Below are 25026 nucleotides of genomic sequence, written 5' to 3' on the forward strand. Positions count from 1 at the left end.
AAGTTTTCTATCTCAATCTATTCTCAAACAGTCTTTAGCCAATTTCTTTAATTTAATTAGAAGATAATTAGAGGAGGTTTGAGCAGTCGCGGTTCCTTGAATTTAGTGGATTCAGTAGATTCATTGGATTGATTCAATTCATTCACCAATCAAATCGGTCACTGCTCGAATCAGGGTGTCATCATGAAAGCTATTCTTTGTTAAATAATAATCTGCTCCTGCTTCTAATCCCTGAATTCGATCGTCGTCTCGATCGCGGTAAGAGACAACAATCACGGGAATCGACCGAAACCGCGAGTGTTTTTTGATCTCTTTAATTAACTCAATTCCATTCATCCGAGGCATATCAATATCGCTAATCACCAGATCGTAGGGATACGACCGGATGGCGTTCCAGCCTTCCATTCCATCCACTGCGACATCAACCACATAGCCGCGATTTTGCAGCAGTTTGCGCTCCATTTCCCGCACGGTGATCGAATCGTCCACCACTAACACTCGTTTTGTATCCTCTCCTTGGCGCGATCGCTTCCCAGCCTCCCCTGAAGAAGATTGCGTCTCGCCCAGTTTTGCCAGTCGTCCATTATTGAGCAGTCCGGTGAGCGATCGAATCAAGTCAGACACATCCAGAATCAGTACCAGCGAACCATTTGCCATGAGCGCAGCCGCACTCACATCCTGCACCTTTCCCAGGCGCGGATCAAGCGGACGCACAACGAGTTCTCGTTCTCCCACGCAGCGGTCGACCATTAAGCCGTAGGTAGCGGACTGGTCACTCAGAATCACAACCCAGAGCGGATCGGGTGTGGCATTAGGCGGCGGCAAATCCAGAACCTGATACAGCGAAATTAGCCCAATATTGCGATCGTCCAGCGTGAAATACTGCCGATTTTCAACGGTGGAAATTTCCTCTGGTTTAAGCGTCACAATCTGATCGATCCGCGCCAGGGGAAAAGCATATACCTCGCCTGCCACTTCGACCAGCAGCGTTCGTACAACAGAGAGCGTCAGCGGAAGCTGAAAATGAAAGCTTGTGCCTTTTCCGGGCTTTGAGGAAACGCGCACCGTGCCGCCCACTTCCTGCGCCATACTCTTGACAATATCCAGCCCCACGCCCCGTCCCGAAATTTCTGTAACCTCAGTAGAGAGCGAAAATCCGGGCAGAAAGAGAAACTCCATCAGTTCGGCATTCGATAGTCTTGCAGCAACATCGGGCATAACCAAATGCCGATCGACTGCTCGTCGTCGCAATCGCTGCACATCAATCCCCGCTCCATCATCGACGATCGTGATTGCCAGCATTCCACCCCGGTGGGCTGCCTCTAGCCGGATTCTGCCTTCGGGCGGTTTGCCTGCCGCGATCCGGTCTTGAGGAGATTCGATGCCGTGATCGATCGCATTTCTGAGAATGTGCGTAATGGGAGCCTCCAACCTACCGAGAATATCGCGATCGACCGACGTAGATTTGCCGATAATTTCCAGCCTCGCTTGCTTGTTCAAACTACGGGCAAGATCGCGTACCATCCGAGAAAAGTTTTGCACCCCTTCTTCAAACGGACGCATGTGAGACGTGATCACTTCATGGTAAAGCCGATCGGACAGGCTAGTGGTACGACGGATAAACTCCTCAAGTTCCGTGAGCCGATCGCTAAGCAGATTGCGGCACCGCTGCTCTTGCTGACGAACCGTTTCAAACATCGTCTGTTCTACCTGACTTAGCCCAACCTGGTTTAACAAACGCTGTTCTAGCGCCTCTAGACTGGCGGCAAGCCGGATTTGCTGCGATCGAACCTGCATTAGCGCATCGGCAAAAACGGGCAAAGCGTTCGCCTCGATCAGCGATTCTCCGGCAAGCCCCATAATCCGATTGAGATTTTCTGCGCTGACTCGTACCACGCGCTGTGGCCCCGTGCTAGAAGGGGCACTATCCCGGCTAGAGGGTTTGATTCCCCCAGGGGAACTGCTTCGCATCGCACTGCCGTTCGAGCTAGCATTCAGGGCAACATTCGAGCCAACATTCGAGCCAGTCACCAGCGAATGGGCAGCGTTTTTTTGATTTTTCCCCGTTCCATTCCCTGCGGCGGGAGCCTGTTCAGCAGTCTCTTTTTCCCCGTTTTCAGATGCCCCATTTTCAGATGCCCCGTTTTCAGAAAAAGGAGTGAATGCAGCCGTTCTTTCTGGCGGAGAATGCTCTGGCGATTCGCGCAGGGTTTGAATTATCGATCGCACCGAATCGATCGCCGCGTCGTGCTGGGTCAACCATGCGGATAAATCTCGATCGCTGACTTGGCTGAGGCTCTGCAACAGATCCACGCCGCGCAGCAGTTCATCAACTAAATCTGTGTTCAGGGTCAGTGTCCGATTTTGGGCGGCAACAAAGCAATCCTCCATTGTGTGTGCTAAATCCACCGCTGCATCCAGTCCGACAATCCGTGCCGCGCCTTTGATTGAATGGGCAGCCCGCATGAGTGCCTCAAGGGGTTGGGTTGCCATTGGCTGCGCTTCCAGGGTCAGCAGCCCATTGTTCAAAGTTTTTGCCTGTTCCTCGACTTCCAGACGAAACAGATCCAGCATCTGGGCATCGATCAGGGGATTTGCAGGGAATTGGGGTGGGGGGCTAAGACTCTGAATGCCCCCTAAATCTCCCAATTCTGAGGGACTGTGAGCAGCAGGGAATTCTTCAGGCTGAAATGCTTCGAGATAAGGGCGATCGAGAAACGTTTCGTCCTGGAGGTCGGTGATAATCTCGATCGGGTTAATAGGGGGGTTCGCAGCTTGCAGGATAGCAATGTCTTCCAAGTGAGTCGCCAGCCAGGTTGCTCGATCGGATTCATCCAGGTGACTGACCTCGATCAGCCAATCGGCTGCCTGAAGAAGGCGATCGATCTCCTGGAGACTCAGTTCAATGCCTCGTTGGGCGGCGGTTAGCTGCGTCTGAATTGCCCGAATCACAAGCAGTACTGCTTCCACACCCACAACCTGAGCCAGCCCGTGAATCGTCTTCAGGGCTTCTAACCCATCCTGAATCTCGTGCGCCGATCGAGGCTGCTGTTTAAGCATCATCAAGTGCTGCTTCAGGCTTGCAACCTGAGCTGCAACTTCTTGACGAAACAGATCCAGCATGGAGTAGTCAGGCATTTGGGGCGGGAGGGGTGGAAAAGTGGACGGGTGGGGAGATGGGGGGATGGGGAAGGGGGGTTAGAGGAGGCGACGATCGAGGGTGTCGAGTAAACGGTCAGCATCCAGATAATTGACTTTTTCGCCGCGCCAGTCAATGATCCCCTGGGTATAAGCCTTTTGGGTTTTAGCAACGACCACGGGGGGTTCCTGGAGTTCGTTGGGGTGGAAGCGATAGACCCGATGGACTTCGTCTGCCGGAAATACCCAGCGGTTTTCCTGGCCTCCAATCACTATCATGCGGCGCAGGTTAATGCGGCTGTAGGTGGGGTCGATCGGCATTTCGACGTTAAGAAACTGGCTGAGGGAAAAACAGGGCAAAATTTCGCCGCGAATGTTGACCAGTCCCAAAAACAGATCGTTGGTGCGATGGGGCAGTGTATGAATGGGCGAAGGACTGGTGACTTCCTGAAGGACGCACACAGGCAGGGCAAATCGTTCGCTGCCCAGTCGAAAAATCATCGCGGACTGCGTTGCTTTTGCTTGCCCAATCTTGAGCGAATCCTCTGAGAGAGCGGCGGTAGCAGTTCCAGCTTGAGAGTTAGCCTGTTGTGCCAGGATTTGCGTCCACTCCTGAAGATAATCGAGCGGAATTTCCCGATCTAAAAGCCTCCGTCCTGCCGTTTCCGGGTCATTGCCCGATTGATCGCCAGTTCCATTCGTTGAAGCCAAAGCCGTTTCCGCTTCTTCCCGGAAAAAATTGCCTCCATCCTCAAGCGAATTCCAGCCATTCTCAGAAATCATTTCCGCCTCTCCATTGCCGCTCTGCCCATCTCTTCATCCATTTATTTACCCATTCATTTACCCATTCACCCATCTATTCACTCACTACACCTTAAACTGCGAAATCTCCCGCTGAAGCCCCTGCGCCGCATCATCGAGCTGAGTCAGTGCATTATTAGTTTCCTGAATCGACTGCATGGTCTGGAAAGAAGCATCGCTCAACTGGGCGATCGCCGTACTGATTTGCTCGGCTCCACGATACTGCTCACCCATGCGCTGACTGATGGTCTCAAATTGGGGCGGTAATCCCTGCACGTCTTGAATAAAGTTGGCAATTTGCAGGCTGATTTCACCGACTTCCTGCACGTATTGCGTGACTTCGCGGCTGAACCTGTCCATCTCGATAACACCAGTGGACACTGAGGACTGCATTCCCTTCACCATTTGCTCAATTTCGAGAGTTGCTAGGGCAGACTGGTCAGCAAGACGGCGGATTTCTCGCGCCACGACTGCAAATCCAGCTCCGTATTCGCCTGCTTTTTCAGCTTCGATCGCCGCATTCAGCGATAGCAAATTGGTTTGATCTGCGACTTTTGTAATAGTTGTGACGACGTTGTTAATATTGTTTGCTTTTTCATCCATTACCTTTAACTTGGACGAGATAGACTGTGTTGCAATCACTAAGCTTTGCATTGCCGCCTGAATCTTTTCGAGATTCTCCTGGCTGTTCACCGCAGCATTTGTAGTGGATTGGGCAGTGTCGGCAACATCATCCATTTCTTGGGCGAGTTCCCCGGCAGTTGCAGCAATCTGGCGCGAGGTGGCTTTGACTTCGTGCATTGAGGCGACTTGTTCATTGACCGTGGCTTCGAGCTGTCTGCCTGCGGCTGCAATTTGTGTTGTCGAGGTGCTGATTTGAATGCCCGATCGCTGTGCCTGGGCAATCAAACCATTGAGGCTTTTAATCATTTCCCGAAACGCCCGCAGCAGCCGCCCAACTTCGGTAGGGTCTTTGGTTGGGTTGATCGTTTGCGTCAGATCACCTCTGGCAATCGCAGTCGCCGCATCCACGATCGGGGGCAACTGGCGGCGCAGAGGCAGAGTTACAACCAGGCCGGCGGCAAGCGTCGCGAGAATGGTGATGCCTGTGCCAATTACAATCAGCCGCAGCAAAGAATTCTGAGCATTTTGAACCGCTTGATTATTGCGATTTAGCCCGTCTTCTAGTTCGCCCACGACCCGGTCGCGCTGTGCCACGGCATTTACAATTCGCTGTTGTCGCACTTCTTCTCTTGCCTGAGGGATGCGATTTTCGCCGACCAGTCGAAAGGCGTTTTGCAGGGCGCGATCGTACTCTTCACCCAACTGGGCTAAAGCTTCGACCGAGGGTCGGGTCTGCGAATCAGAAAGGGCGATCGCCGTTCTTGCGCTTTCGGTAAATGCTTCGCGGGCATCGGCGTAGGAATCGTTCGCAGCCGCTGCTTCGCCAGGAAACAGCACATAGGCACGGGTCACACCGGTCATCCGGTTGAGTCCATCTACCAGCCCGTTGACGCTGCGGATTTGACGCTCGATTCGATCGCTCTGCTGCTGAAGTTGAAAGGTGCGCGTGCTGGATTCGTAAACAATAATGCTCAATCCCAACAAAGCCAGAAGCGGAATCGAGTACCCCAGCAAAATGCGATTCGTAATTCTATTCCAGGTCGATCGAACCATAGTTAACTGCCTGATTGAGACTGTTCATATCCTTGCTCAGCAAGCCGCTGCGCTCGCCGCTTCAGTCTTTGTGCCTCAACCCAATTACCCTGCTGCTCCTTGAGTAACGCCAGGTGAACTAAGGCTTCATAGGCGTTGGGATTGAGATAAATCGCCTTCTGGAAGCATCGTTCTGCCTGTTTGGGCTGGTTGAGTCCCTGATAAATTTCGCCTAACAGCAAGTAAGCGATCGGCTGCGCTGAGTTTGCCCGCACATAAGATTCACAGAGTTGGGCTGCCTGAGTCAACTGTCCGCGATCAGCAAGCTGCCTGGCAGTTTCTAGCGGAGCCGGGAAAGGCTGAACAAAAGCTGGACGGGGGTTTACCGGATTAAGTTTTGCTAAAGTGGATTTTGGCGCAGAAGACGAGTTGCCTGAATCTCGTGATTGTGCAGGACTTTGAACTGCGGTTTGCTTCAGCCAAGGGCTGGAAAGACGGAGTTTAGAGTAGTTTGCTTTGGTAGACTCTTTACGCTTTAGCAATGCCGCCGCAGTTGCATTCGGGGGTGCAGCGTCTGCGTCTAAAGCAGTTCTTGAAGTAGTTCTGAAAGTCGTTCCTGAAGTCGTTTGCAAGTTTGGCAAAAACACCTTTTGGTAGGCAAAGGCAAACGGATGATCAATCGATTGATAGTTTCGATTTGCCATTTGACCCGTTTCAGCAGATCCCAAAAACAAAAGCCCCAGCGGCAACAGGGCACGATCGAGCGATTCAATCACTTGATGGCGAGCTGCTTCATCAAGATAAATCAGCAAATTGCGGCAAAAAATAGCGTGATACTGTTTGCCCAGCAGAAAACGCGGTTCCAGAACATTGCCCTGGATAAAATTCACGCTTTCGCGGACAATTGGTCGGACTTCGTAGCCTTCTGCAAAGCCTTCTGGTCGGACTTGAAAATAATGCTCTAGATTTTGAATTGCGCCGCCACGAAACGACTTCTTGCGATAGATGCCTGCCCGCGCTTTAATCAGAGCTTGCTGACTAACATCAACCGCATCAATTCGAAACTGAGCCGGAGTCAGTCCGCTATCCAGTAGGGTCATGGCGATCGAGTAGGGTTCTTCTCCGGTCGAGCAGGGTACGCTGAGAACGCGCAAAACCGCATCAGGATCGATCGATTTGACCCCAAACTGCACGTTTTCATACTTTTCCTTCACGTACTTTTCTTGCACGAATTGACGCAAATACTGAAACGGTTCCCGATCGCGGAAAAACCACGTTTCTGGAACCACCACGGCTTCGATGAGCTGATTAAGTTCCTGAGGAGAGGATTGCACCAGCGCGAGATAGGCGACTCGATCGGGGAGCTGGCAAGCAATTTGACGCTGTTCAACAGCTCGTTCAATGATTCGTGAACCAACGCTGTTGGCATCTAGCCCTAGCTTCTGTCTCAGCAGTGCCTCAATTGTGTTCTGCACCATTTGCCTGACCGTTTCCTGCAATTAATAACGTGGTTTGATGAGCATCAGTAATAAGATGCTCCCAATTAATTTTTTGAATAATGCCTTTTTGATCAATAAATAATTCGCCCAAATAGGGTGAACTGCTGATTTGTTCTGTAGTTTTTAGCTGATCATGCGATACTTTTAGCGTTTCAGTCACTCGTTCTGCGATTAATCCTAACGAGCGTTGCGAACCATTTTCGTTTGCCGTCTGCTCTGAGTTAACGCTGTAGTTCACCAAAATGACACGAGTGCTGTAGCAAACCTGACACGATTCGCCGCGAATCAAATGACACAAATCAATTACAGGTACAATGCTGCCGCGATAGTTGAAAACGCCTGCCAGATAATCAGGAGCAGGCTGAATCCCTCTGAGTAACACCATCGGGATAATCTCAATCACCTTCTCAGTATCGATCGCATATAGGTTTTCTCCAACGTGAAACAACAGCAGCAGCATCGATCCAACCTTGCGTTCAAATTTGAATTGAGATCAAAATAAACTTTACTGAAATAACACATTGGCTTATGAGCATAGCGCAACGAACTGTACCTCACATCTTCCGTAGGGTTGGAAGTTTTTTGTCGTAAAAAATTCATTTCGCGATCGATTACGATAGGTCGTAAAACATTCGATTCAACTGGCTCAAAGGTATATCTGAAGTAGGAAGTTGCTTGCTGATTTGAATGGAGTCGTTCAGAATTCTGTAGGATAAACAGCAATTATTAATTTTCCTCCAGCTTCTAAGAAAGTGACTACTATCGCACATTCCCAACCGGCTACAAACCCTGTCCTCGCAAATCTGATTGCAGCTGCCATTATGGGACTGCTGACGGTGACGAGTGCAGTTTCCTTTGGTAAGGTAATTTTTGCCGGTGACTTGGCTCCTATGCTGCCGTTTGGAATCGGGCTACTGCTTTTTAGCTCTGTTATCGTGAGCGGAGTAACTGGAGCATTAAGCTCGTATCCTGCCCTGATAGTCACGATCGCCGAAGTCACCGTTCCCATTTTTAGCCTGATCGCGAAGCAGGTTGTGGCAGGTATGCCTGATGCCCCGGTCGAGCAAAAGCTCATGACGCTGGTAGCAACCTTTGCGATTAACAGCTTTGCAACAGGGGCAATTTTTTTAGGGCTGGGCAAGTTTAAGCTGGGAAGCTTTGTGCGATTTATTCCTTATCCAGTTGTCGGTGGCTTTCTGGCGGCGATCGGCGCACTCCTGCTGATGGCAGCGTTGGGGTCAGTTTCAGGTTTGAGTTTGCAGCCTTTCTCGATCGCCTCCTTTTTTCAGTTCAATGTGCTGCTGCAATGGCTTCCGGCTCTGATTTTTGCGGTCGTGATGTTCATCCTGCCGCAGCGGGTGAATCATCTTGCGGTTTATCCAGGGATTCTGACCGGGGCGGTCGCGCTGTTTTATTTAGGACTGTCGCTGACCGGAACCTCGATCGCCCAAGCAACCGAGCGGGGCTGGCTGTTGGGTAACGTGCCTTCCGGCGGACTGTATCAGTTTGCGACAGTTCAGGCATTTCAGCAGGCAGACTGGGGCGTTGTCATTCAGCAAATTCCGACGCTAGCAGCCCTCTGGCTGGTCTCGGCGATCGCCCTGCTGCTGCACACCAACGGCGTTGAACTGGTGGCATCCCGCGATCTGGATCTAAACCAGGAGCTGAGTGGAGCGGGCGTTGCGTGGCTACTTGCAGGGTTAGGCGGCGGCGTGGGCGGGTTTGCCAGTGCAGGAGAAAATGCTCTAGCTCACGATTTGGGAGTCACGAAACGTTGGGTCGGATGGGTAATTGCGGGAATGTGCTTGGCAATGATGCTGGGCGGTGCGCCGCTCTTGTCTTTGTTTCCCACATTTATTCTGATCGGAATGCCGCTGCTGATCACAATTGAATTCTTTAATGAATGGCTTTATGAAGCCTGGTTTAAGTTTTCGAGATCGGATTACGCGATTATTGTGCTGATTGTGCTGATCACTGTCACCGTAGGCTTTCTTCAGGCGATCGGGGCAGGTCTGGTGGCAGCGATCGTGCTGTTTGTAATTAGCTACAGTCAGCTCAATGTGACACGGCGAGTTAGTTCTGGCAACTATCACCACAGCAATGTGCTGCGAACCTCTAAAGAACTCGAAATTTTGGAGGCAGAAGGCGACCAGGCTTACATTGTGGAGCTGCAAGGGCTGATCTTTTTTGGAACCGCCAATAAGCTGCTTAATCAGGTTCGCGATCGAATTAATCATGACAACCTGCCGCCTGTTCGCTATGTTGTTCTTGATTTTCGCGTGGTGAGTGGGCTGGATGCCTCTGCTGTGCTCAGTTTCGCTAAACTCAAGCAAATTGCCAGCCAAAAACAGGTGCATTTGCTCTACACCAACCTGTCATCAGAGGCAAAGCAGCGGCTCAAGCAGGGAGACTGCCTGGATGAAAATGACCCCTTTTGCCACACGTTTTCCGACCTCGATCGCGGGCTGGAATGGTATGAGCAGCAGGTTTTGCAGCAGTATCAGCCTCAGGTCGAAAATAGCTTCCACAGTCCCGCTGCTGCCCTAGCGATCAATCTCAAAGCTGACTTTTCCGATCCCCACCAGGTCGATCGCCTGATGAACCGTCTGGAACTGCGGCAGGTCGCAGAGAATGAGTATTTGTTCCATCAAGGCGATCCGTTTGATGGGCTGTATTTTGTCGCGTCGGGGCAGGTTAGCGTGGTGCTGGAGTTAAACGATGGGCAAATCAAGCGCATCCGCACCTACACCGTGGGCAATACGATCGGGGAAATGGGACTTTATCGCCGCACAGTTCGTATGGCATCGGTAATTGCCGATAAGCCGAGTGCGCTCTACTTCCTATCTGCTGAAACGTTTGAGCAGATCGAAGACTCTGAGCCCGTTCTGGCATCCAATATCCACCGCTTTATTGTCGATTTGTTGGCAGAGCGACTTCAGCACCGCGAAGAGGAATTAAAACATTTGCTGGAGTCGGTTTAATCCCCCTTTAAACGCCTTTCAACGCCTGCTCATACCGCGTCCCTGCCTGCTCCCAGGTAAACTCCTGCTCGACCATCGATCGCGCTGCCTGAGAAAGCTGCTGACGCAAGCTAGCATCTTCAAACAGTCGCCCAATCGCGTGTAGATATTCATCGATCTGATTGGCGCGAATTGCCCGCAGAGGCACGGTTCCATCGACTGCCAGCCCTTCTAAGCCGCGATCGCTTCCGATCACTGGAACGCCTGCCGCCATTGCTTCCAGGGTTTTGTTTTTGATGCCAAATCCGGTACGCAGCGACACCACGCAGACGGTTGCCTGATGCAGTTCTTTCACCATTGACTCAACCGGTCCGGTGACGATCACGCCTGGGCGAGCTGCCAATTCCTGCACGGCGGGCACCGGGCGAGCACCCACAATCCGAAACACGGCATCCGGGTATCGCTGTTGAAGTTGGGGCAGTATCTCGATCGCAAAAAAACGCACCGCATCAATGTTGTGCGAAGCATCCATCGCGCCTACAAAAATCAGCGTCCTGCCGCCAGGATCGCTTGATCGAAGCGGAAACTGCACGAGATCGACCCCGTTGGGAATGACCTGAATTGGAGCCGTCGCTCCCAGATCGAGAAACTCCTGTCGATCGTCATCGGTGGTCACGACGATTTGGGAGAATTTACGGCAGTAGCGATACTCATAGCGACGCAACAGCGGCAGATAGAATCGATCGCGCAGCGGATGAACGGCTGCCTGGGTTTCCAGATGATGGCGCGTCCAGGCATAAACGGAGCTATGCACATCTACAATCGTGCGAATCTGATGGCGAAATTCGGGTCGGATATAGATTTCGTTAACGCTGTGTTCGCAGGTAATAACGTCAAATTGTTTTGAAGCCACAGCTCGATCGACCCAGGCTTGCAGTTCAGGCGAGTAGCGGTGCAGCACATTGGGCGGAGTTTGGCGCATCCAGGCTTGCCCAAAGCGAGCGACCCGCCCCAGAAGCTTGGCAGGCAAGGAAACTCCCTTCGGCTCCTGCGGCAGCGGAAAGACCACCAGATCTGAAAGATGCGATCGCAGGGCATCTACATCTGCATCGGAGACATCGCCATGACGCTGAGTAGCAACCGTAACGGAGTGCTGCTTTGCCAGTGATTTCAGCAGGTGAAACGTTCTCACCTCGGTGCCACCTCGACTAGGCGGATAGGGGAAGGTCGAAGACAGCATCAGAATACGGAGCGGGTGTGAGCTTGCCATGAGGGAAAACGTTGGGAAAACTGGAAAGACGCAGAGACGATCAAGTCTGCGGTTCAGTATGCCCACAACGGTAGGCTGATTCCCAGGCGAGCGATCAAAGCTGCTGCTCGTTAGTTAGAATCACCGATCGGGCACAATAGCCGCAACTCACCCTATCCTGGTTTCCCCATGCGTCGAATTCCCCAAAACCGCATCCAGCCCAAGATCAGCACGCTACCTCGACAGCGATCGGAGGCAGCAGCGTTTCTTGATATTTACAAGCTGGTAGTCGAGAAGAAGCGGCTTCAACAAGAGCTAGAAAACATGGAACAGCGCAGACAGCAGATTGCTAGCCGTCTAGCCACGCTCGATGCTCAGGTGGCAGACCTGGAAAAAAACGCCCAGCAGATTCGTAGCCAAACTGACTCAACCGACACAGCCCTGAAAACGGTCTTGAAAGAGCCTTCACAGCCGCAAAATAATCGCTTTAAAACGGACAGCTTTGAAACAGACAGCTTTGAAACGGATGGCTTTGAAACATTTTTTTTGGAGTATTGATTTGCCCTTGTTTTGCCCTGAATAGGCTCGTCTGATTCATTCTGATCGAGAAGAGGTTGACGCAACAAATCTAAATCACTTCATTCACGCTGCCAAAAGCGCACCGAATGGTTTCCTACAGATAGCTTCTCGCAGATAGGTTCTTGCAAATAGGTTCTTGCAGACGGGTTCTCAGGCGAAAGCTCAACCAATCGTCTTCCAACGATCGAATGCATAGAAATAGGATGCATGGAAACAGGATACTGAGCCGAATGCAATTCTGAACGTTATTTCAAACATGACTGTATATTTCTTGACGGACTGCTGCTGAATGCACTTCTGATTGAAGCATCGAGCAAACCAGATACACTACAGAAACTGCCGCACTAATGCATCGGAGCGGATCATGAGTCACAATCGTATCAATGATTCGTATTGATACAAGGTTATGAACATCGTGCCACTAGCATCAATGCGATCAGCATAATGTACATTAACGCACACTGATGCACAGCCAACTGACCCGGCTCCACTTCGCGTTTCAGATAAAATGAGTGAGAGCAAAGTGGGAAATCAGGGACTTTTGCAGGCTAGGAGTGAGCCTTTTCCTCACCATTTGCTGGCGATGCTGTAATCGCTGCTTCACCATGCTGCGCCAGTCGCTTTGTCGCAAAAATCTTTTAACAAAACTTAACAACCTCTTCAAAGTTGCTTCAAATTTGCTGTCTAATCTGCATTGTGCATTCTGGGGGCGGCAATCGATACTGTTATGCAGAACTTCGATCGCGGACTTCTGTGATGAATCGCTTGTTCTGCTGCATGAAACTGAGAAAACGAGACAGCTCTTTTTACGCCTGTTCCCAATTTCGATAGCGGATCATTTGCCGTACAACGTAATGTCTCCTCTGCCGTTTCATCCAGTCAAACACGAGCCCATTCAGAATGCGGTCGCTTTTCTGAGCTGGCTTCTAATCAACAGTTTTACTGAAACGACAGAGAGGCAGTAACCGTAGACGTAACACACATCTGGCTATCTGTGTACCTGCGCTTATCTGACAAAATTCCAGGTTGTAAGCTTTCCAGCCCGATTGCTTATGGGCTAAAGAAGCGCGTTGGTTAAAAAAGAGGTGAGCGTGAGAGTTCTATTGGTCGAGAGTGACGAGAAGACAGGCGCAACGATAACGCTGGCATTAACTAACCGTCAGTTTTCGGTTGATTTGACTGCGGATAGTCGGACGGGAATGCAAATGGTGCAAACCTACGACTATGACCTGCTCGTGCTCGATGCCGAGTTGCCAGATATGGACGGCATTAGTCTGTGTCGAAATCTTCGATCGCAGAACTACCAGATGCCAATTTTGCTGCTGACATTGCGAGATGGGAGCCGCCGACGGGTGATGGGCCTCAACGCGGGCGCAGATGACTGTCTGGATAAGCCCTTTGATCTAACCGAGTTTATCGCCCGGGTACAGGCATTGCTGCGGCGACGGCAGGTCAACTTTACCCCCACTTTGCACTGGGGCGCACTGCAACTCTTGCCCGCTCTGCGTCAGGTGACGTGGGAAGGCATGCCGCTCAACCTTACTGCGAAAGAATTTAGCCTGCTTCAGCTTTTTCTGGAGAATCCGCTGCGAATCTTTAGCAAAGACGTGATTCTCGATCGCCTCTGGAATGCTTCAGAAGCTCCAGGTGAAGGAACCGTCGCCTCCCATGTCAAAGGACTGCGGCAAAAGCTCAAGGCAGCCGGAGTCACCGCCGAACCGATCGAAACTATTTATGGATTGGGCTATCGGCTAAATCCGCCCCCTGAAACTGCCCCGATTTCCAACAGTGCTGAGCAAGAGCAGCTTCCTGCTCCTGAATCCATGGAAGGCGATCGCGTGCGGGCGCATCAAGACATCATGGCAGAGCTGGCGCAAGTGCAGGCAGAGCTAAAAGCCAGCCTTCAGGAAGAAGTGGCAGTATTTGAGCAGGTGATCAGCAGCCTGTTTGCCGGAACGCTGGAATTCACTCTGCGCCAGCAAGCTGAACGACAGGCTCACCAGCTTGCCGGAACCCTGGGATCGCTAGGTCTGCTCGAAGGCTCTCAGTCTGCCCGTCAGATCGAGCAGTTGCTTCAAGACGGCGTTTCCCTGGGTTCCACCGAGGCACAGCAGCTTTCTCAGTTGGTGCAGGCGCTCCAGCAAGCCCTGGATGCAACGCCTGCGGTCGCCGTGCCTGTGCCCGTGCCCAAAGTCGCTTCAGGACGGCTACTGGTGATCGATGACGACGTGGTGCTTACCAAGCTATTAAAGCAAGCCGCAAGCACCGCCGGATTTCAGGTGGAAGTGGCAACGACGTTAGCTGAAGGTCGAACTGCGATCGCCCAAATGTCGCCCGATGTGATTTTGCTGGATCTGATCTTCCCCGAAACGACTGAGAATGGCTTCGCGCTGCTGGCTGAGCTGGCTGAGCAAAATTCGGCAGTTCCCGTTGTGGCGTTGACCATGAAAAACAGTCTTGCCGATCGCGTGACCGTGGCGCGGCTGGGTGGTCAGGCGTTTTTGCACAAGCCCATTTCAATCACAGAAGTACTGCGCGTCGTCACCAAAATCATTAATCCGGCTCCCCTGCCCGATGCCCAAGTGCTGGTTGTAGATGATGACTCGACCGTGCTGGAAACGCTGATCGATCTGCTACCACCTTGGGGAATGCAGGTGACAACGCTGGCAGACCCGCAGCAGTTTTGGGAAGTGTTTACGGCAACTGCGCCCGATCTACTGATTTTAAGCGGCTATATGCCAACCTTTAGCGGCATCGAACTCTGTCAGGTGGTGCGGCAAGACCCGCAGTGGGCAGACCTGCCGATTCTGATTTTGACCGCTTACGACGATCCTGACGTGATTCACCAGATCTTTGCAGCAGGGGCAGATGACTTTATCGGAAAGCCGATCGTTCCTCCTGAGCTGATCGCCCGCATTACCCGATGGCTAGAGCGAACTCGCCTGCGAAAACGCAATCGTCCTTGAGTTTAGTTATTAGTCATTGGTCATTGGTCATTGGTTTATTGGTCATTTCTTCCTGCTGCCTACCCCTACTTCGTCCTATGCACGAATCCCGACCCCCGGTTCTGCTTGTCATTGAAGATAGCGATGAGGATTTCGCGATTCTGGAACGGATCGTGGAGCAAGCGTTGAATTTATGTCAGCTCGATCGCTGCGCCACTGGAGATGAAGCAATGGAATACCTGCTGCAACATCAAAGCATTGTGCAAGATCAGGGCAACCATGCGCTTCCTTCGCTGATTTTGCTGGATCTGAGTTTGCCGGGAACCGACGGAACAGAGATTCTCACTCGTGTTAAACAAATCGACTCTCTGAGCGCGATCCCGATCGTTGCGTTATCGGGTGATCTCAACCCCAAGGAAGTCAATTTGCTCTATCAAAAAGGTGTGAGTGGATGTATTGTGAAGCAGGTTGATGGGGCAAAATTCAAAAGAAATATGCAGCTTATGATCGAATACTGGTTTAGTGCGAACAAGCTACCTACTTAGCGATCGCTTGAGGAAATGGTTTCGGAGAATAGTTTAGGAAGATGGCTTAAGGGAGATGGTTAAGGAAATTGTCTGAGGAGCATCAGAGATTTTACATCACCCCTTGAATTCCCCAAATCTGGAGGACTTTGAATTCTAAAAGAGAATTAGTTCTCTGTAAAAGTTGGGCAACTGAGCACTCAGAAAACGATCGCGGTTTAAACAACACCGTAGATTAAAGAATTTTAAATAGAATTTTTAGATAAAGCATGATGATGGGAGATATCCGATCGGTTCTGATTGTCGATGACTGTCTGGAAGACCGGGAACGGTATCGCTGCTGTCTGGCTGAAGATGACCAGCATCGTTATGAAGTGTGGCAGGCAACGTCCGGCACTGAAGGCTTAGCTTGCTGTTCACGCCAACTGCCCGATGCAATCCTGCTGGATAATGTGCTGCCAGATATGACGGGGCTGGAATTTTTGCGTCAGTTTAAGAACCAGTTCAAGAATCAGTTCAAGAGCAAGTCTTCAAGCTTATATTCAGGCCAGCATCCAAGCTCACGTTTAAATTCAGATTCGGATTCATACTCAAATTCATACCCAGATTCAAATCCAAGCCAGAGCTTACCGATTATTTTGCTGGTAGAAAGCGAGACAACTTCGACCGGAGAACTGCTTCGCACAGCGATCGCAGCTTTGAAGCATGGCGCAGCAGATTGTTTGATTAAATGCGAAATCGCGGCTGAGCAATTGCGATCGATCGTGCAGCAGACGACTGCCCAGTTTGCAGAGTGCAGGCAAATTGAACGCGAACACCAGGAAACTCTGTCCCAGCTTCAGCAGGCAAACCAGGCACGTGAACGCCAGGTTGCAGCACAAACTGCTGAGCTAATGCAGACCAAGCAGCAACTTCATCAGGAGTCTGCCGATCGCAAGCGGGCTGAGACATTGCTAAGCCGGAGTGAAGCCGAATTTCGAGTGCTGAGTGAAGCCGCACCGATCGGCATTTTTCGGATTGACATCATGGGAAACTGCACTTATGTGAATCCGCGAGGTCAGGCAATTTGCGGCTATACGCTTGAAGAAGCAATGGGGCTGGGTTGGCAGCGATCGATTCATCCCGACGATCGCAAGCAGCAGTGGTCGAAGTGGCGGATGGCGATGCTCTCTCGTCAGGAATACGCAGACGACATTCGCTATGTGCATAAAGACAGTACAGTCCGGTTTGCGCGAGTAAAAACGGCTCCAATCGTTTCTTCTGGCGAAATTATTGGGCACGTTGGCACGATCGAAGATATTACCGAAGCGCAGGAAATTGAGCAAATCAAGCGAGAATTTTTGTCGATCGTCAGCCATGAGCTAAAAACGCCGCTGGCATCGATTCGAGGTGCGCTGGCTCTGCTTTCAACCGGACTATTTGACGACGAACCAGAAACGGCTCAGGAAGTGCTGGAAATTGCTATCAGCGACACCGAGCGACTGGTGCGACTGGTCAACGACTTACTCGATCTGGAACGGCTGGAATCACGCCAGATTATTTTGGCCCGCCAATGGTGCGATGCTGCCACCCTGATGCAGCGATCGATCGATAGCCTTCTGCCGCTTGCTGAAGAAGAGCAAATTTTTCTCACATTTACGCCGCTACCACAGCAAATTTATGTAGACCTCGATCGCCTGATCCAAATTCTGGTGAATCTGTTGGGCAATGCAATCAAGTTTTCGTCGCCACATCAAAGAGTGCATCTGAGTGCCGCTCTAGTGACGATCGCTGGAAATCCAATGATTCGCTTTCAGGTAAAAGATCAGGGGCGCGGTATTCCGGCCGATAAACTGACGCTGATTTTTGAGCGGTTTCAGCAGGTTCGCTCTACCGACGCGCAACAGCAAGATGGCACAGGGCTGGGGCTGGCGATTTGCCGTAGTCTGGTGCAGCTCCACGGCGGACAAATCTGGGCAGAAAGCACCCTTGGTCAGGGCAGCACGTTCTATTTCACGCTGCCGCTACTGCCGCAAAATCAATCGCCACTCAATTCATCACGATCCAAATGAGTGCAACAAGCAAGGACTCCAGGTAAGTGCCACAGGATTCGTTGCGCTGAAGTTGCGATAAGAGCAAATGAACATTGAATTGATACAGCCCTAGACAAAAATCTAATCCCTCAGAGGGGCGATGTGCTTGTGATCGATCGCTGCTAGTTTAGGTGAGATCTACCCATTGAAATCCCCGTTGTTCGACAGAGCTTGCTCTAATGACAGCAAAGCGAATTCTTCTAATCGATGACGAAAAACGCCTTGCGAGAATTGTTGATGTCTGTTTGAGAAGGCTTGGCGGCTGGAGTGTTTCGATCGCAGGATCGGGAAGCAAAGGACTTTTGCAGGCAGAAGCAGAGCAGCCCGATGCAATTTTGCTGGATGTCATGATGCCCGACATTGATGGACTGCGGTTACTTCAGCAGCTCAAAGCAAACGCTGCAACGCGATCGATTCCGGTAATTTTGCTTACGGCAAAGCTCGATGTGGTCACACCCGCCCAAATTCTGGAGTTTGAGATTGCTGGAGTGATTTATAAGCCGTTTGATCCGTTTAAGCTGGCGGATGAGGTCGCTGAGATGCTGGACTGGCAGATTTAGGGCGGTAAGAATTCTCTTCACCTGGGAATAGATTAGGGATAGGCTAAGCAGACTAACCCGAAGATAGCTAAAGGTTAAGCATCAGTAAACCTTCTAGCAGGCGCGCCAGTTTTCGGGGACGCAATCGCACGCTACTAACTTCGCCAATTTATAAAGACGATCGCCAGAAAGCTTTGGGTGTTTTAGAAGTTCCTCAGTCATCCCAATCGAGCATACTTACGTCGGTAAGGTGAAGAAAAACGTGCTGCCTTTGCCCACCTCAGATTCGACCCAAATCTGCCCGCCGTGCCGCTCAACAATTTTTCGGGCAATTGTTAAACCCGCCCCTGTGCCGCCGCCGTATTTTTTGGGGCTGTGCAGCCGCTTAAAAATGCGAAAGATATTCTCCCGGTGATGGTCTGGAATGCCAATGCCATTGTCACGCACATAAAAAACAAGTTTGGATAGCTTTTCCGATCGCCCCTGACCAATGCCCCCGAAGGGAGAATTGCTTTGCATTGCCGGACAGGATGACGTGATTTCGTCTGTCCAGCCAATCTCAACCAGTTTATCCAGGGTATCGTTGTACTTAATTGCGTTGCTGATCAGATTGCTAAATACTTCGCTCACCTGCACCGGGTCACACTCGATCGTCGGCAGCGGTTTGGGAATTTGAATTCTGACGTTCGATCGCGACAGGCGCAGCACCTCGATCACCGCTTTCACCAGCTCATTCAGGTCAATCTTTTGCAGCTCCAGTTCAACCCGTCCGAGGCGAGAAAAGTGCAGCAGCGTATCGATCAGATCTTCCATGCGCTGGGTTAGTCGCACCAGGGTTTTCAGTTTGGCAACGCCCTCTTCGTCCAACACTTTGGCATAGTCTTCTAGCAAAAAATTTGAGTAGTTGTGAATGCCCCGCAGCGGTTCTTTTAAGTCGTGAGACGCGATGTAGGCAAAGGCATCTAGCTCGTGATTGCTGCGCTGTAGCTCCAAATTAATTCGCGCTAATTCATCGACTCGCCGTAGCACAATGCCAACGATCGCACTTCGCAGTTCCATCACGGTCTCCACTTCGCAGGGCTTCCAGGGTAGCGACTTACCCCTCACCGTTTCTTGCCACAGCGCGAAGGATTTGCGAGGCGAGAGCCGCACGGAGCCGTCCTGCTCGACCTGCACAGGCTTATTGGGATCGCCGCCCCAGTTCACAGTTTGCACGACCTCTGGGCGAAACCACAGAATATAGTTCCGGTTCGTTTTTGAGATGGCTAAGCCGATGAGCCCGCTTGCCATTTGCTGATATCGAGCTGCGTCAGCATAAACCTGCGCCAGGGCATCGGTATAAAACAAATTGTCTTCGACCTGGGTTTCGAGCCATTCCACCAGCGCGGACAAGTCGGCGAGGTCAGGGGTTTGCCCAATCTGCATCCAGCGATCGTCCCAGAGGATTGCCGCGCCTTGGGCACCGACCAGATCCAGCAAATCTGCTGAAGCGTAATCCAGCCCGCTCACCCACTCGCTATGCTGCGAAATTTGCCCAACAAACCGTGCCAGCGTCGATCGCAGCTTCACCTTGTATTCCAGATCTTCATTTTCCTCCTTCACTCCCAGTTCCCAGGAAACCACCTGTCCTAACAATTCGCAGATCGTTCGGACTTCGTAGCTCAGAAACTTGGGCGTATGGTGATGACAGGCAATTAAGCCCCACAGCGTTTTTTGATTCAGCTTGTGGTTCAGCAGCGATACCGACATCGACGCACTCACACCCATACTGTGCAAATATTCCAGATGCACAGGCGAGACGCTCCGCAGCCCAACTAAACTCAGATCTGTGGGGCAATCGGTGACAGGATTCAGCGTCGGAACCAGAGCCGCAGGCTGATAGGCGACATCGGGAATGAGCCGCAGCCCATTGAGGATATAAAGCTGTTTTGCCTGTTGGGGAATATCGGTAGACGGATAGTGTAAGCCCAGATAAGGGGTCGCGTCGTCGCGCTTTGCCTCTGCGATCACTCTGCCCGCGCCTGTCTTGGTAAACTGGTAGACCATGACGCGATCGAAGCCTGTCAAACGACGAATTTCAGCCACCGCAAAGTTGCACATTTCTTGAAGCGTGGTGGCACTCTGGAGCTTATTTATCGTACCCCTAACCCAAGGGTAGAGCTGAAGAGAATTTGCAGAAGCCTCAGTTTGGCTCGGTTCTAGCTCCAGCAGAAGCAGCTCATCCGCTCGATGAATTACCCCGTCAAAAATAGCCGCGCCTTCGGATCGTTCGATCGTGATTTTTAAGGGATTGACGGTCTCAAAATTCTCCGTCAGGCATTGCTCGATCGCGACCGTTTGCTTTGCCCCCAGCAGATCAGTGAGGGCAGTGTTCAGAAGCTGCTCTGGCGACTTGCCCAGGTAGGCAACCGTATTTTCGCTGACCTGGATAAGGGTGAGATCGGGTTCTTTGAGCACCAGCAGGCAGCCGTGCGGCTGGATCAAGCCGGGAATATGAATAGGTTCACGCTCGCAGCTAGTGAGATCAAGCACTTCCGAGGCAATTACCGGCTTCTGTACCATTCTTGAGTTGCGATTAAGTAGAAAGCGAGAGACATCTCAAAGTCCCCAAAACGGGAAATTAGCGAGGGCAAGGGAAACTATCAAATACTTTTCAAGCGCACTTTTTTTAAGCAAAATTCAGGCATCCTTACCTCGGGTACCTTTCGATAGACAGTCGATAGACATAAGACTTACTCTAAGCAATCATTGTGTCCCTATTCTATCTGCTTTCCTACTTAGAAGAATGCAGTGAATGGCAGGCGACGATCGCGCAGATTTAACTTCCAGCAGTAGCAGTTCAACACTGGTTCAATCGTGGTTCAACACTGAGGGAATGCGGAACGATGCGATAACCAGGGCTGCTCACTATAAGATAAAACTGCGCTTTCTAGCCAAAAATGAATCAGGGATTGCAGAGTTGCAATAAATTTTTGGGTATTCATTGCCTTGACCACATAGCTGCTTGCTCCGCGCTGATAGCACTGTTTGATGTGGTCAGGATTGGTGGAGCTAGTGAGAACGACGATCGGAATACTTTTGAGCTGGTCGTCTTGTTTGACTCGCGCCAGCACGTCTAGCCCTTCGGTTCCGGGCAGATTCAAATCCAGTAAAATGACCCCAGGACGGGGCGCAGTATCAGGATCAGCGTACTCGCCCGTTTGAAACAAAAAGCTGAGTGCTTCATCGCCATCTGTGCAGCGAAAGACAAGCTGATCCACCACAGTCCGGCTGACCACAGATTGCAGAATCTCAAAGTCGATGTCAGAGTCATCAACCACGAGAAGGGGACGAGTAAGGCTATCCATCATGTCAGTGAATGAGTTGGGTTCTAGCGAATGTGCTGATTTTGCTTAACCGATTTTGCTCAACAAGGTTTTGCTTAACAAAAGAGGCTATTAGAGTTTAAAGGCAGAATTTCCAGCCACGATCGCCAATGCACGAATTAGCAATCTTAGAATCAACAATTTTAATTGACTAATAAATTAACTAATAATGCTGGAATTATCGCTGTAATCCCTGACTCAATAAATCAACCTTAGGAAATTAGCCATAGGGTAGAGTTCTGACAGAGCATTTGACAAAGTGCAATTGACAAAGTATCCAGGGAGGCACATCGCCTGCGCTGCTTTCCTTGCTTTCTAGCTTGCAACGTGAAGCGGCTTTGAATGCTGGAAGAGAGCCAGGTTCCTGTTCTAGCTTGATAATTTTTCTCTCAGAGCGAAGCTTGATAAATGCTCAGTTTAATCACCCCAAAATTCCAGTTCTTAGTCTTCTCAGCAATACTTTTAGCGGTATTTTTAATGATATTTTTAGCAATATTTTCATGTAAATAAATCCGCAACAAATTATTCTATTAACTATATTTTCGTGACATATTTTTAACGCAGTCTAATTTGCAATAAGGTTTGCAATGAATTAAGCATGAGTTGAGCTAAGTTGGTTCTCACTCATCCTCTGCCGTTAGAGGGATGTTCATTCAGTCAAAAAAGGCTTTTGATAAGTAGCTAGGATAATTAACGAGCTAGGTGCAACAGGTTGAGAATGCTGTTTGAGCAGATCTTGCTCTCTAGCTTAGAGCTCGGCCTGAAGTATAAAGGCAATCGCCTGCGGCAGGGGGAGTAGGAGCAATTCTGTGTCCGAATTATTAAACGCGCTTGAGGATGAGCGATTCCCGAAGCAATCCTCACACCCATTCTCAGATTCATCCCCAGACCCATCTTCACAGCGCCTGAACCGAACCGTATTAATTGCAGAAGATAACGAAATCGATCGAGAGTTGTATCGACGCTACCTGCTGCGAAATTCCGAGCAGACTTATCAGGTTCTGGAAGCTGTCACTGGGAAGGAAGCTCTTGATTTTTGTCGGCTTCAGCCAGACGTAGTGCTGCTTGACTATCGCCTGCCCGACTTTGAAGGACTGGAGTTTCTGAAGGCACTGCAAGCCCAAAGTGGTCATCTGTCGCCTCCGGTCATTGTGATCACTGGGCAGGGCAATGAGTCAATCGCCGTGCAGCTGATGAAAGCCGGGGCAGAAGATTATTTGATCAAGGGCAGGCTCTCGTCAGACGAGTTGCAGTTTGCAGTTGAAAGCGCGATCGAAAAGGCTCAACTTCAACGCAAAATTCGCCAGATCGAAGCCGAACGACAACAAAACCTGGAACGAGAGCGCATTATTAACCGGATTGCTCAGCAGGTTCATCGATCGCTTGATTTAGATGACATTTTGCAGACCACGGTGCAGGAAGTGCGGCAGTTTTTGCATACCGATCGCGTCTTGATTTTCAGCTTCGAACCAGAGCTGGAATGGGGCGCAGTCGTGGCAGAAGCCGTCGTGTCGCCGTGGGATTCTGTTTTATCAAACACGTTTCACGATCCTTGCTTTCATCGGGGCTACGCTGAAGGATATCGCCAGGGAAGGGTTATGGCGGCAGCAGATATCCGCACGATAGGGCTGGAACCCTGTCACCTTGAGTTTCTCGAAAGCTTGCAGGTGCGAGCCAATCTGGTCGTGCCAATTTTGCAGAAAGAGACGCTGTGGGGTCTGCTCATTGCCCAAAACTGTGCTGCTCCACGTGAGTGGAAACCCGCCGATGTCGATCTGCTAAAACAGCTTGCAACTCAGGTGGGTACTGCAATTCAGCAAGCCAACGCCTATGCCAAAATGGCAGAGTGGAACAATCGATTAATTGAAGTGAACGAAGCGCTGAAAGTCACGCTGAAAGAGTTGCAGACGACCGAAGAAGAACTGCGGCAGCAGCACGAACAGCTTGCCCACGAGCAGCAACGCTATCAGGACTTGTTTAACTTCGCGCCCGATGGCTATGTCGTCACAAATTCAAATGGGCAGATTCAGGAGGCAAACCAGGCGATCGTAGACTTATTAGCCGTTGAGCCGCAGTTTTTGCTGAACCAGCCGCTTGCTTGTTATCTGGCGAGTGCTGAAGATCAGCAAGCGTTTTTTATCCAGCTTAATCAGCCTCACTGTTTTCAGCAGGTGCAGTCGCTAGAGTTGCAGCTTCGATCGCAGCAGGGCAGGACGTTTCCCGCTGGAATTACTATTACGGGTATCTACAGCAATGGACAGCTCACCGGGCTGCGCTGGCTGATTCGAGACATCACCGAACGCAAACAGGCAGAAGCCGAACGAGAGCATTTATTACAGCAAGAGCAAGCCGCCCGCACCGCAGCAGAACGGGCAAATCGCCTCAAAGACGAATTTCTGGCTGTGCTGTCCCATGAGTTACGATCGCCGCTCAACCCCATTCTGGGCTGGGTTAAACTGCTTCAGAGCCATCAGCTTGCCCCAGAAAAAACAACGGTTGCCCTGGAGACGATCGAGCGCAACGCCAAACTTCAGGCACAGCTCATCGAAGATCTGCTCGACATCTCCCGCATTATGGGCGGCAAGCTAACTCTAAACGCAGCTCCGGTCGATCTAGCAACCGTCCTCTCAGCAGCGCTCGAAACGGTGCGGCTGGCAGCCATCGCAAAATCAATTCAGCTTGATCTGGCAATTCTCCCCTCGGAAAACAACGCAGCAACTCATCTGGCAGCAAACCGCGTTTTTGGCGATGCCACTCGCCTTCAGCAAGTCTTCTGGAATCTCCTGTCTAATGCCATCAAATTCACGCCAAACGGCGGCAGAGTTACGGTGAAGCTAGAACAGGTTGCAGCTCAAAATGGGGAGATGGGAAGTCGTGATACCCGCAGATCAGCCACTTACCCTTCCTCCACTTCCACACCCCTCCACTCCTCCGCCCCTCCACTCATCCCTCCCTTCACCCAAGTCACCATTACCGACACCGGAAAAGGCATTGCTCCCGAATTTCTGCCCTTTGTGTTTGAATATTTTCGGCAGGAAGACGCTTCCACAACGCGTCAGTTTGGAGGACTGGGCTTAGGAATGTCGATCGCCCGTCAGATGGTGGAAATGCACGGAGGAACGATCGCGGCTGCCAGCCCTGGTGAGGGACAGGGAGCCACGTTCACAGTTTGCCTGCCCCTGATCAGGAGTCAGGGAGATGGAAAGTTGAGGAGATGGAGAGAAAACAATTCCTCTACCCCGCCTACCTCCCCTAACCCCGCATCCCCTTATCCCTCTACTCATCCCCTGGCTGGGGTACGAGTGCTGATCGTCGATGATGAGCCGGATACACGCGAGTTTCTGGCGTTTCTGCTGCAAGATGAGGGCGCGACGGTGACAGAAGCCACCTGTGCTGCTGATGTCTTGCAAACAATGGAGCAGTTCAGCCCTGATGTGATTGTCAGCGACATTGGAATGCCTGAAATAGATGGCTATATGTTGATGCAAAGACTCCGTACCTCTCAACAAACGCGATCGATCCCGGCAATTGCCCTGACGGCATACGCCAGCAAATCTGATCAGCAGCAAGCCATTGCCGCAGGCTTTCAGCGACACGCAACGAAACCGATCGATCCCGGTAAAATGATTGCCCTAATCCAGGAGCTAGTCCAACCCCAGTAGTTGTTTGCCTGCTGCCCGCAAGAAGTTAAACAGGGCG

General features: G+C 51.1%; 15 protein-coding genes. 7 read left to right on the plus strand and 8 right to left on the minus strand.

Going from position 1 to position 25026, the window contains the following annotated elements:
• Positions 1-138: 138 nt before the first annotated feature.
• From NDA02_RS01905 to NDA02_RS01925, 5 genes are all read right to left on the minus strand, one after another.
• Positions 139-3138 carry a hybrid sensor histidine kinase/response regulator gene (locus tag NDA02_RS01905; protein WP_348254317.1) on the minus strand — a complete coding sequence of 1000 codons (3000 nt, stop codon included), beginning with the start codon at positions 3136-3138 and terminating at the stop codon, positions 139-141.
• Positions 3139-3198: 60 nt separating this feature from the next.
• On the minus strand, positions 3199-3921 hold the full coding sequence (locus NDA02_RS01910) for a chemotaxis protein CheW (protein ID WP_190793649.1): 723 nt from the start codon (positions 3919-3921) through the stop codon (positions 3199-3201).
• Positions 3922-4005: 84 nt separating this feature from the next.
• Positions 4006-5616 carry a methyl-accepting chemotaxis protein gene (locus NDA02_RS01915; RefSeq protein WP_190793650.1) on the minus strand — a complete coding sequence of 537 codons (1611 nt, stop codon included), beginning with the start codon at positions 5614-5616 and terminating at the stop codon, positions 4006-4008.
• A gap of 2 nt (positions 5617-5618) precedes the next feature.
• Positions 5619-7073 (minus strand): CheR family methyltransferase, encoded by a 1455-nt coding sequence (locus tag NDA02_RS01920; protein ID WP_348254320.1) that lies wholly within the window; start codon positions 7071-7073, stop codon positions 5619-5621.
• A complete protein-coding gene (locus tag NDA02_RS01925; RefSeq protein ID WP_348245831.1) occupies positions 7054-7554 on the minus strand; it encodes a chemotaxis protein CheW in 501 nt (166 codons plus the stop codon). The genes NDA02_RS01920 and NDA02_RS01925 overlap by 20 nt, the downstream gene beginning before the upstream one ends.
• 292 nt (positions 7555-7846) lie before the next feature.
• Here NDA02_RS01925 and NDA02_RS01930 point away from each other — a divergent pair, with 292 nt between their 5' ends.
• Positions 7847-10075: a SulP family inorganic anion transporter gene (locus NDA02_RS01930; protein WP_348254321.1), complete on the plus strand. Its 2229-nt coding sequence runs from the start codon at positions 7847-7849 to the stop codon at positions 10073-10075.
• 7 nt (positions 10076-10082) lie between these two features.
• Here the strand turns inward: NDA02_RS01930 and NDA02_RS01935 are convergent, their stop codons facing one another.
• Entirely contained in the window at positions 10083-11324 is a 1242-nt protein-coding gene (locus NDA02_RS01935) for a glycosyltransferase family 4 protein (RefSeq protein WP_348245832.1), read from the minus strand.
• A gap of 168 nt (positions 11325-11492) precedes the next feature.
• On the opposite strand from NDA02_RS01935, the gene NDA02_RS01940 reads away from it, so the two are divergent.
• From NDA02_RS01940 to NDA02_RS01960, 5 genes are all read left to right on the plus strand, one after another.
• The gene (locus NDA02_RS01940; protein WP_190793655.1) at positions 11493-11861 is read left to right on the plus strand and encodes a hypothetical protein; all 369 of its coding nucleotides are present in this window, start codon (positions 11493-11495) and stop codon (positions 11859-11861) included.
• A 1112-nt stretch (positions 11862-12973) separates the two neighbouring features.
• On the plus strand, positions 12974-14848 hold the full coding sequence (locus tag NDA02_RS01945) for a response regulator (protein WP_190794362.1): 1875 nt from the start codon (positions 12974-12976) through the stop codon (positions 14846-14848).
• Between the two features lie 77 nt (positions 14849-14925).
• Entirely contained in the window at positions 14926-15372 is a 447-nt protein-coding gene (locus NDA02_RS01950) for a response regulator (RefSeq protein ID WP_190794361.1), read from the plus strand.
• Between the two features lie 251 nt (positions 15373-15623).
• Positions 15624-17402 carry an ATP-binding protein gene (locus NDA02_RS01955; protein ID WP_190794360.1) on the plus strand — a complete coding sequence of 593 codons (1779 nt, stop codon included), beginning with the start codon at positions 15624-15626 and terminating at the stop codon, positions 17400-17402.
• 200 nt (positions 17403-17602) lie between these two features.
• Entirely contained in the window at positions 17603-17983 is a 381-nt protein-coding gene (locus tag NDA02_RS01960) for a response regulator (RefSeq protein ID WP_190794359.1), read from the plus strand.
• A gap of 216 nt (positions 17984-18199) precedes the next feature.
• Here NDA02_RS01960 and NDA02_RS01965 read toward each other — a convergent pair whose 3' ends face one another.
• Together NDA02_RS01965 and NDA02_RS01970 are read right to left on the minus strand one after the other, a co-directional pair.
• Positions 18200-20524 carry an ATP-binding protein gene (locus tag NDA02_RS01965; RefSeq protein WP_348254323.1) on the minus strand — a complete coding sequence of 775 codons (2325 nt, stop codon included), beginning with the start codon at positions 20522-20524 and terminating at the stop codon, positions 18200-18202.
• Between the two features lie 299 nt (positions 20525-20823).
• The gene (locus tag NDA02_RS01970; protein WP_190789585.1) at positions 20824-21312 is read right to left on the minus strand and encodes a response regulator; all 489 of its coding nucleotides are present in this window, start codon (positions 21310-21312) and stop codon (positions 20824-20826) included.
• A gap of 824 nt (positions 21313-22136) precedes the next feature.
• Here NDA02_RS01970 and NDA02_RS01975 point away from each other — a divergent pair.
• Positions 22137-24989: a response regulator gene (locus tag NDA02_RS01975; protein ID WP_190789687.1), complete on the plus strand. Its 2853-nt coding sequence runs from the start codon at positions 22137-22139 to the stop codon at positions 24987-24989.
• Positions 24990-25026 lie beyond the last annotated feature (37 nt).

Origin of the sequence: Leptolyngbya sp. ST-U4 (genome assembly GCF_039962215.1) — a bacterium.
Lineage (GTDB): Bacteria > Cyanobacteriota > Cyanobacteriia > Elainellales > Elainellaceae > Leptolyngbya_A.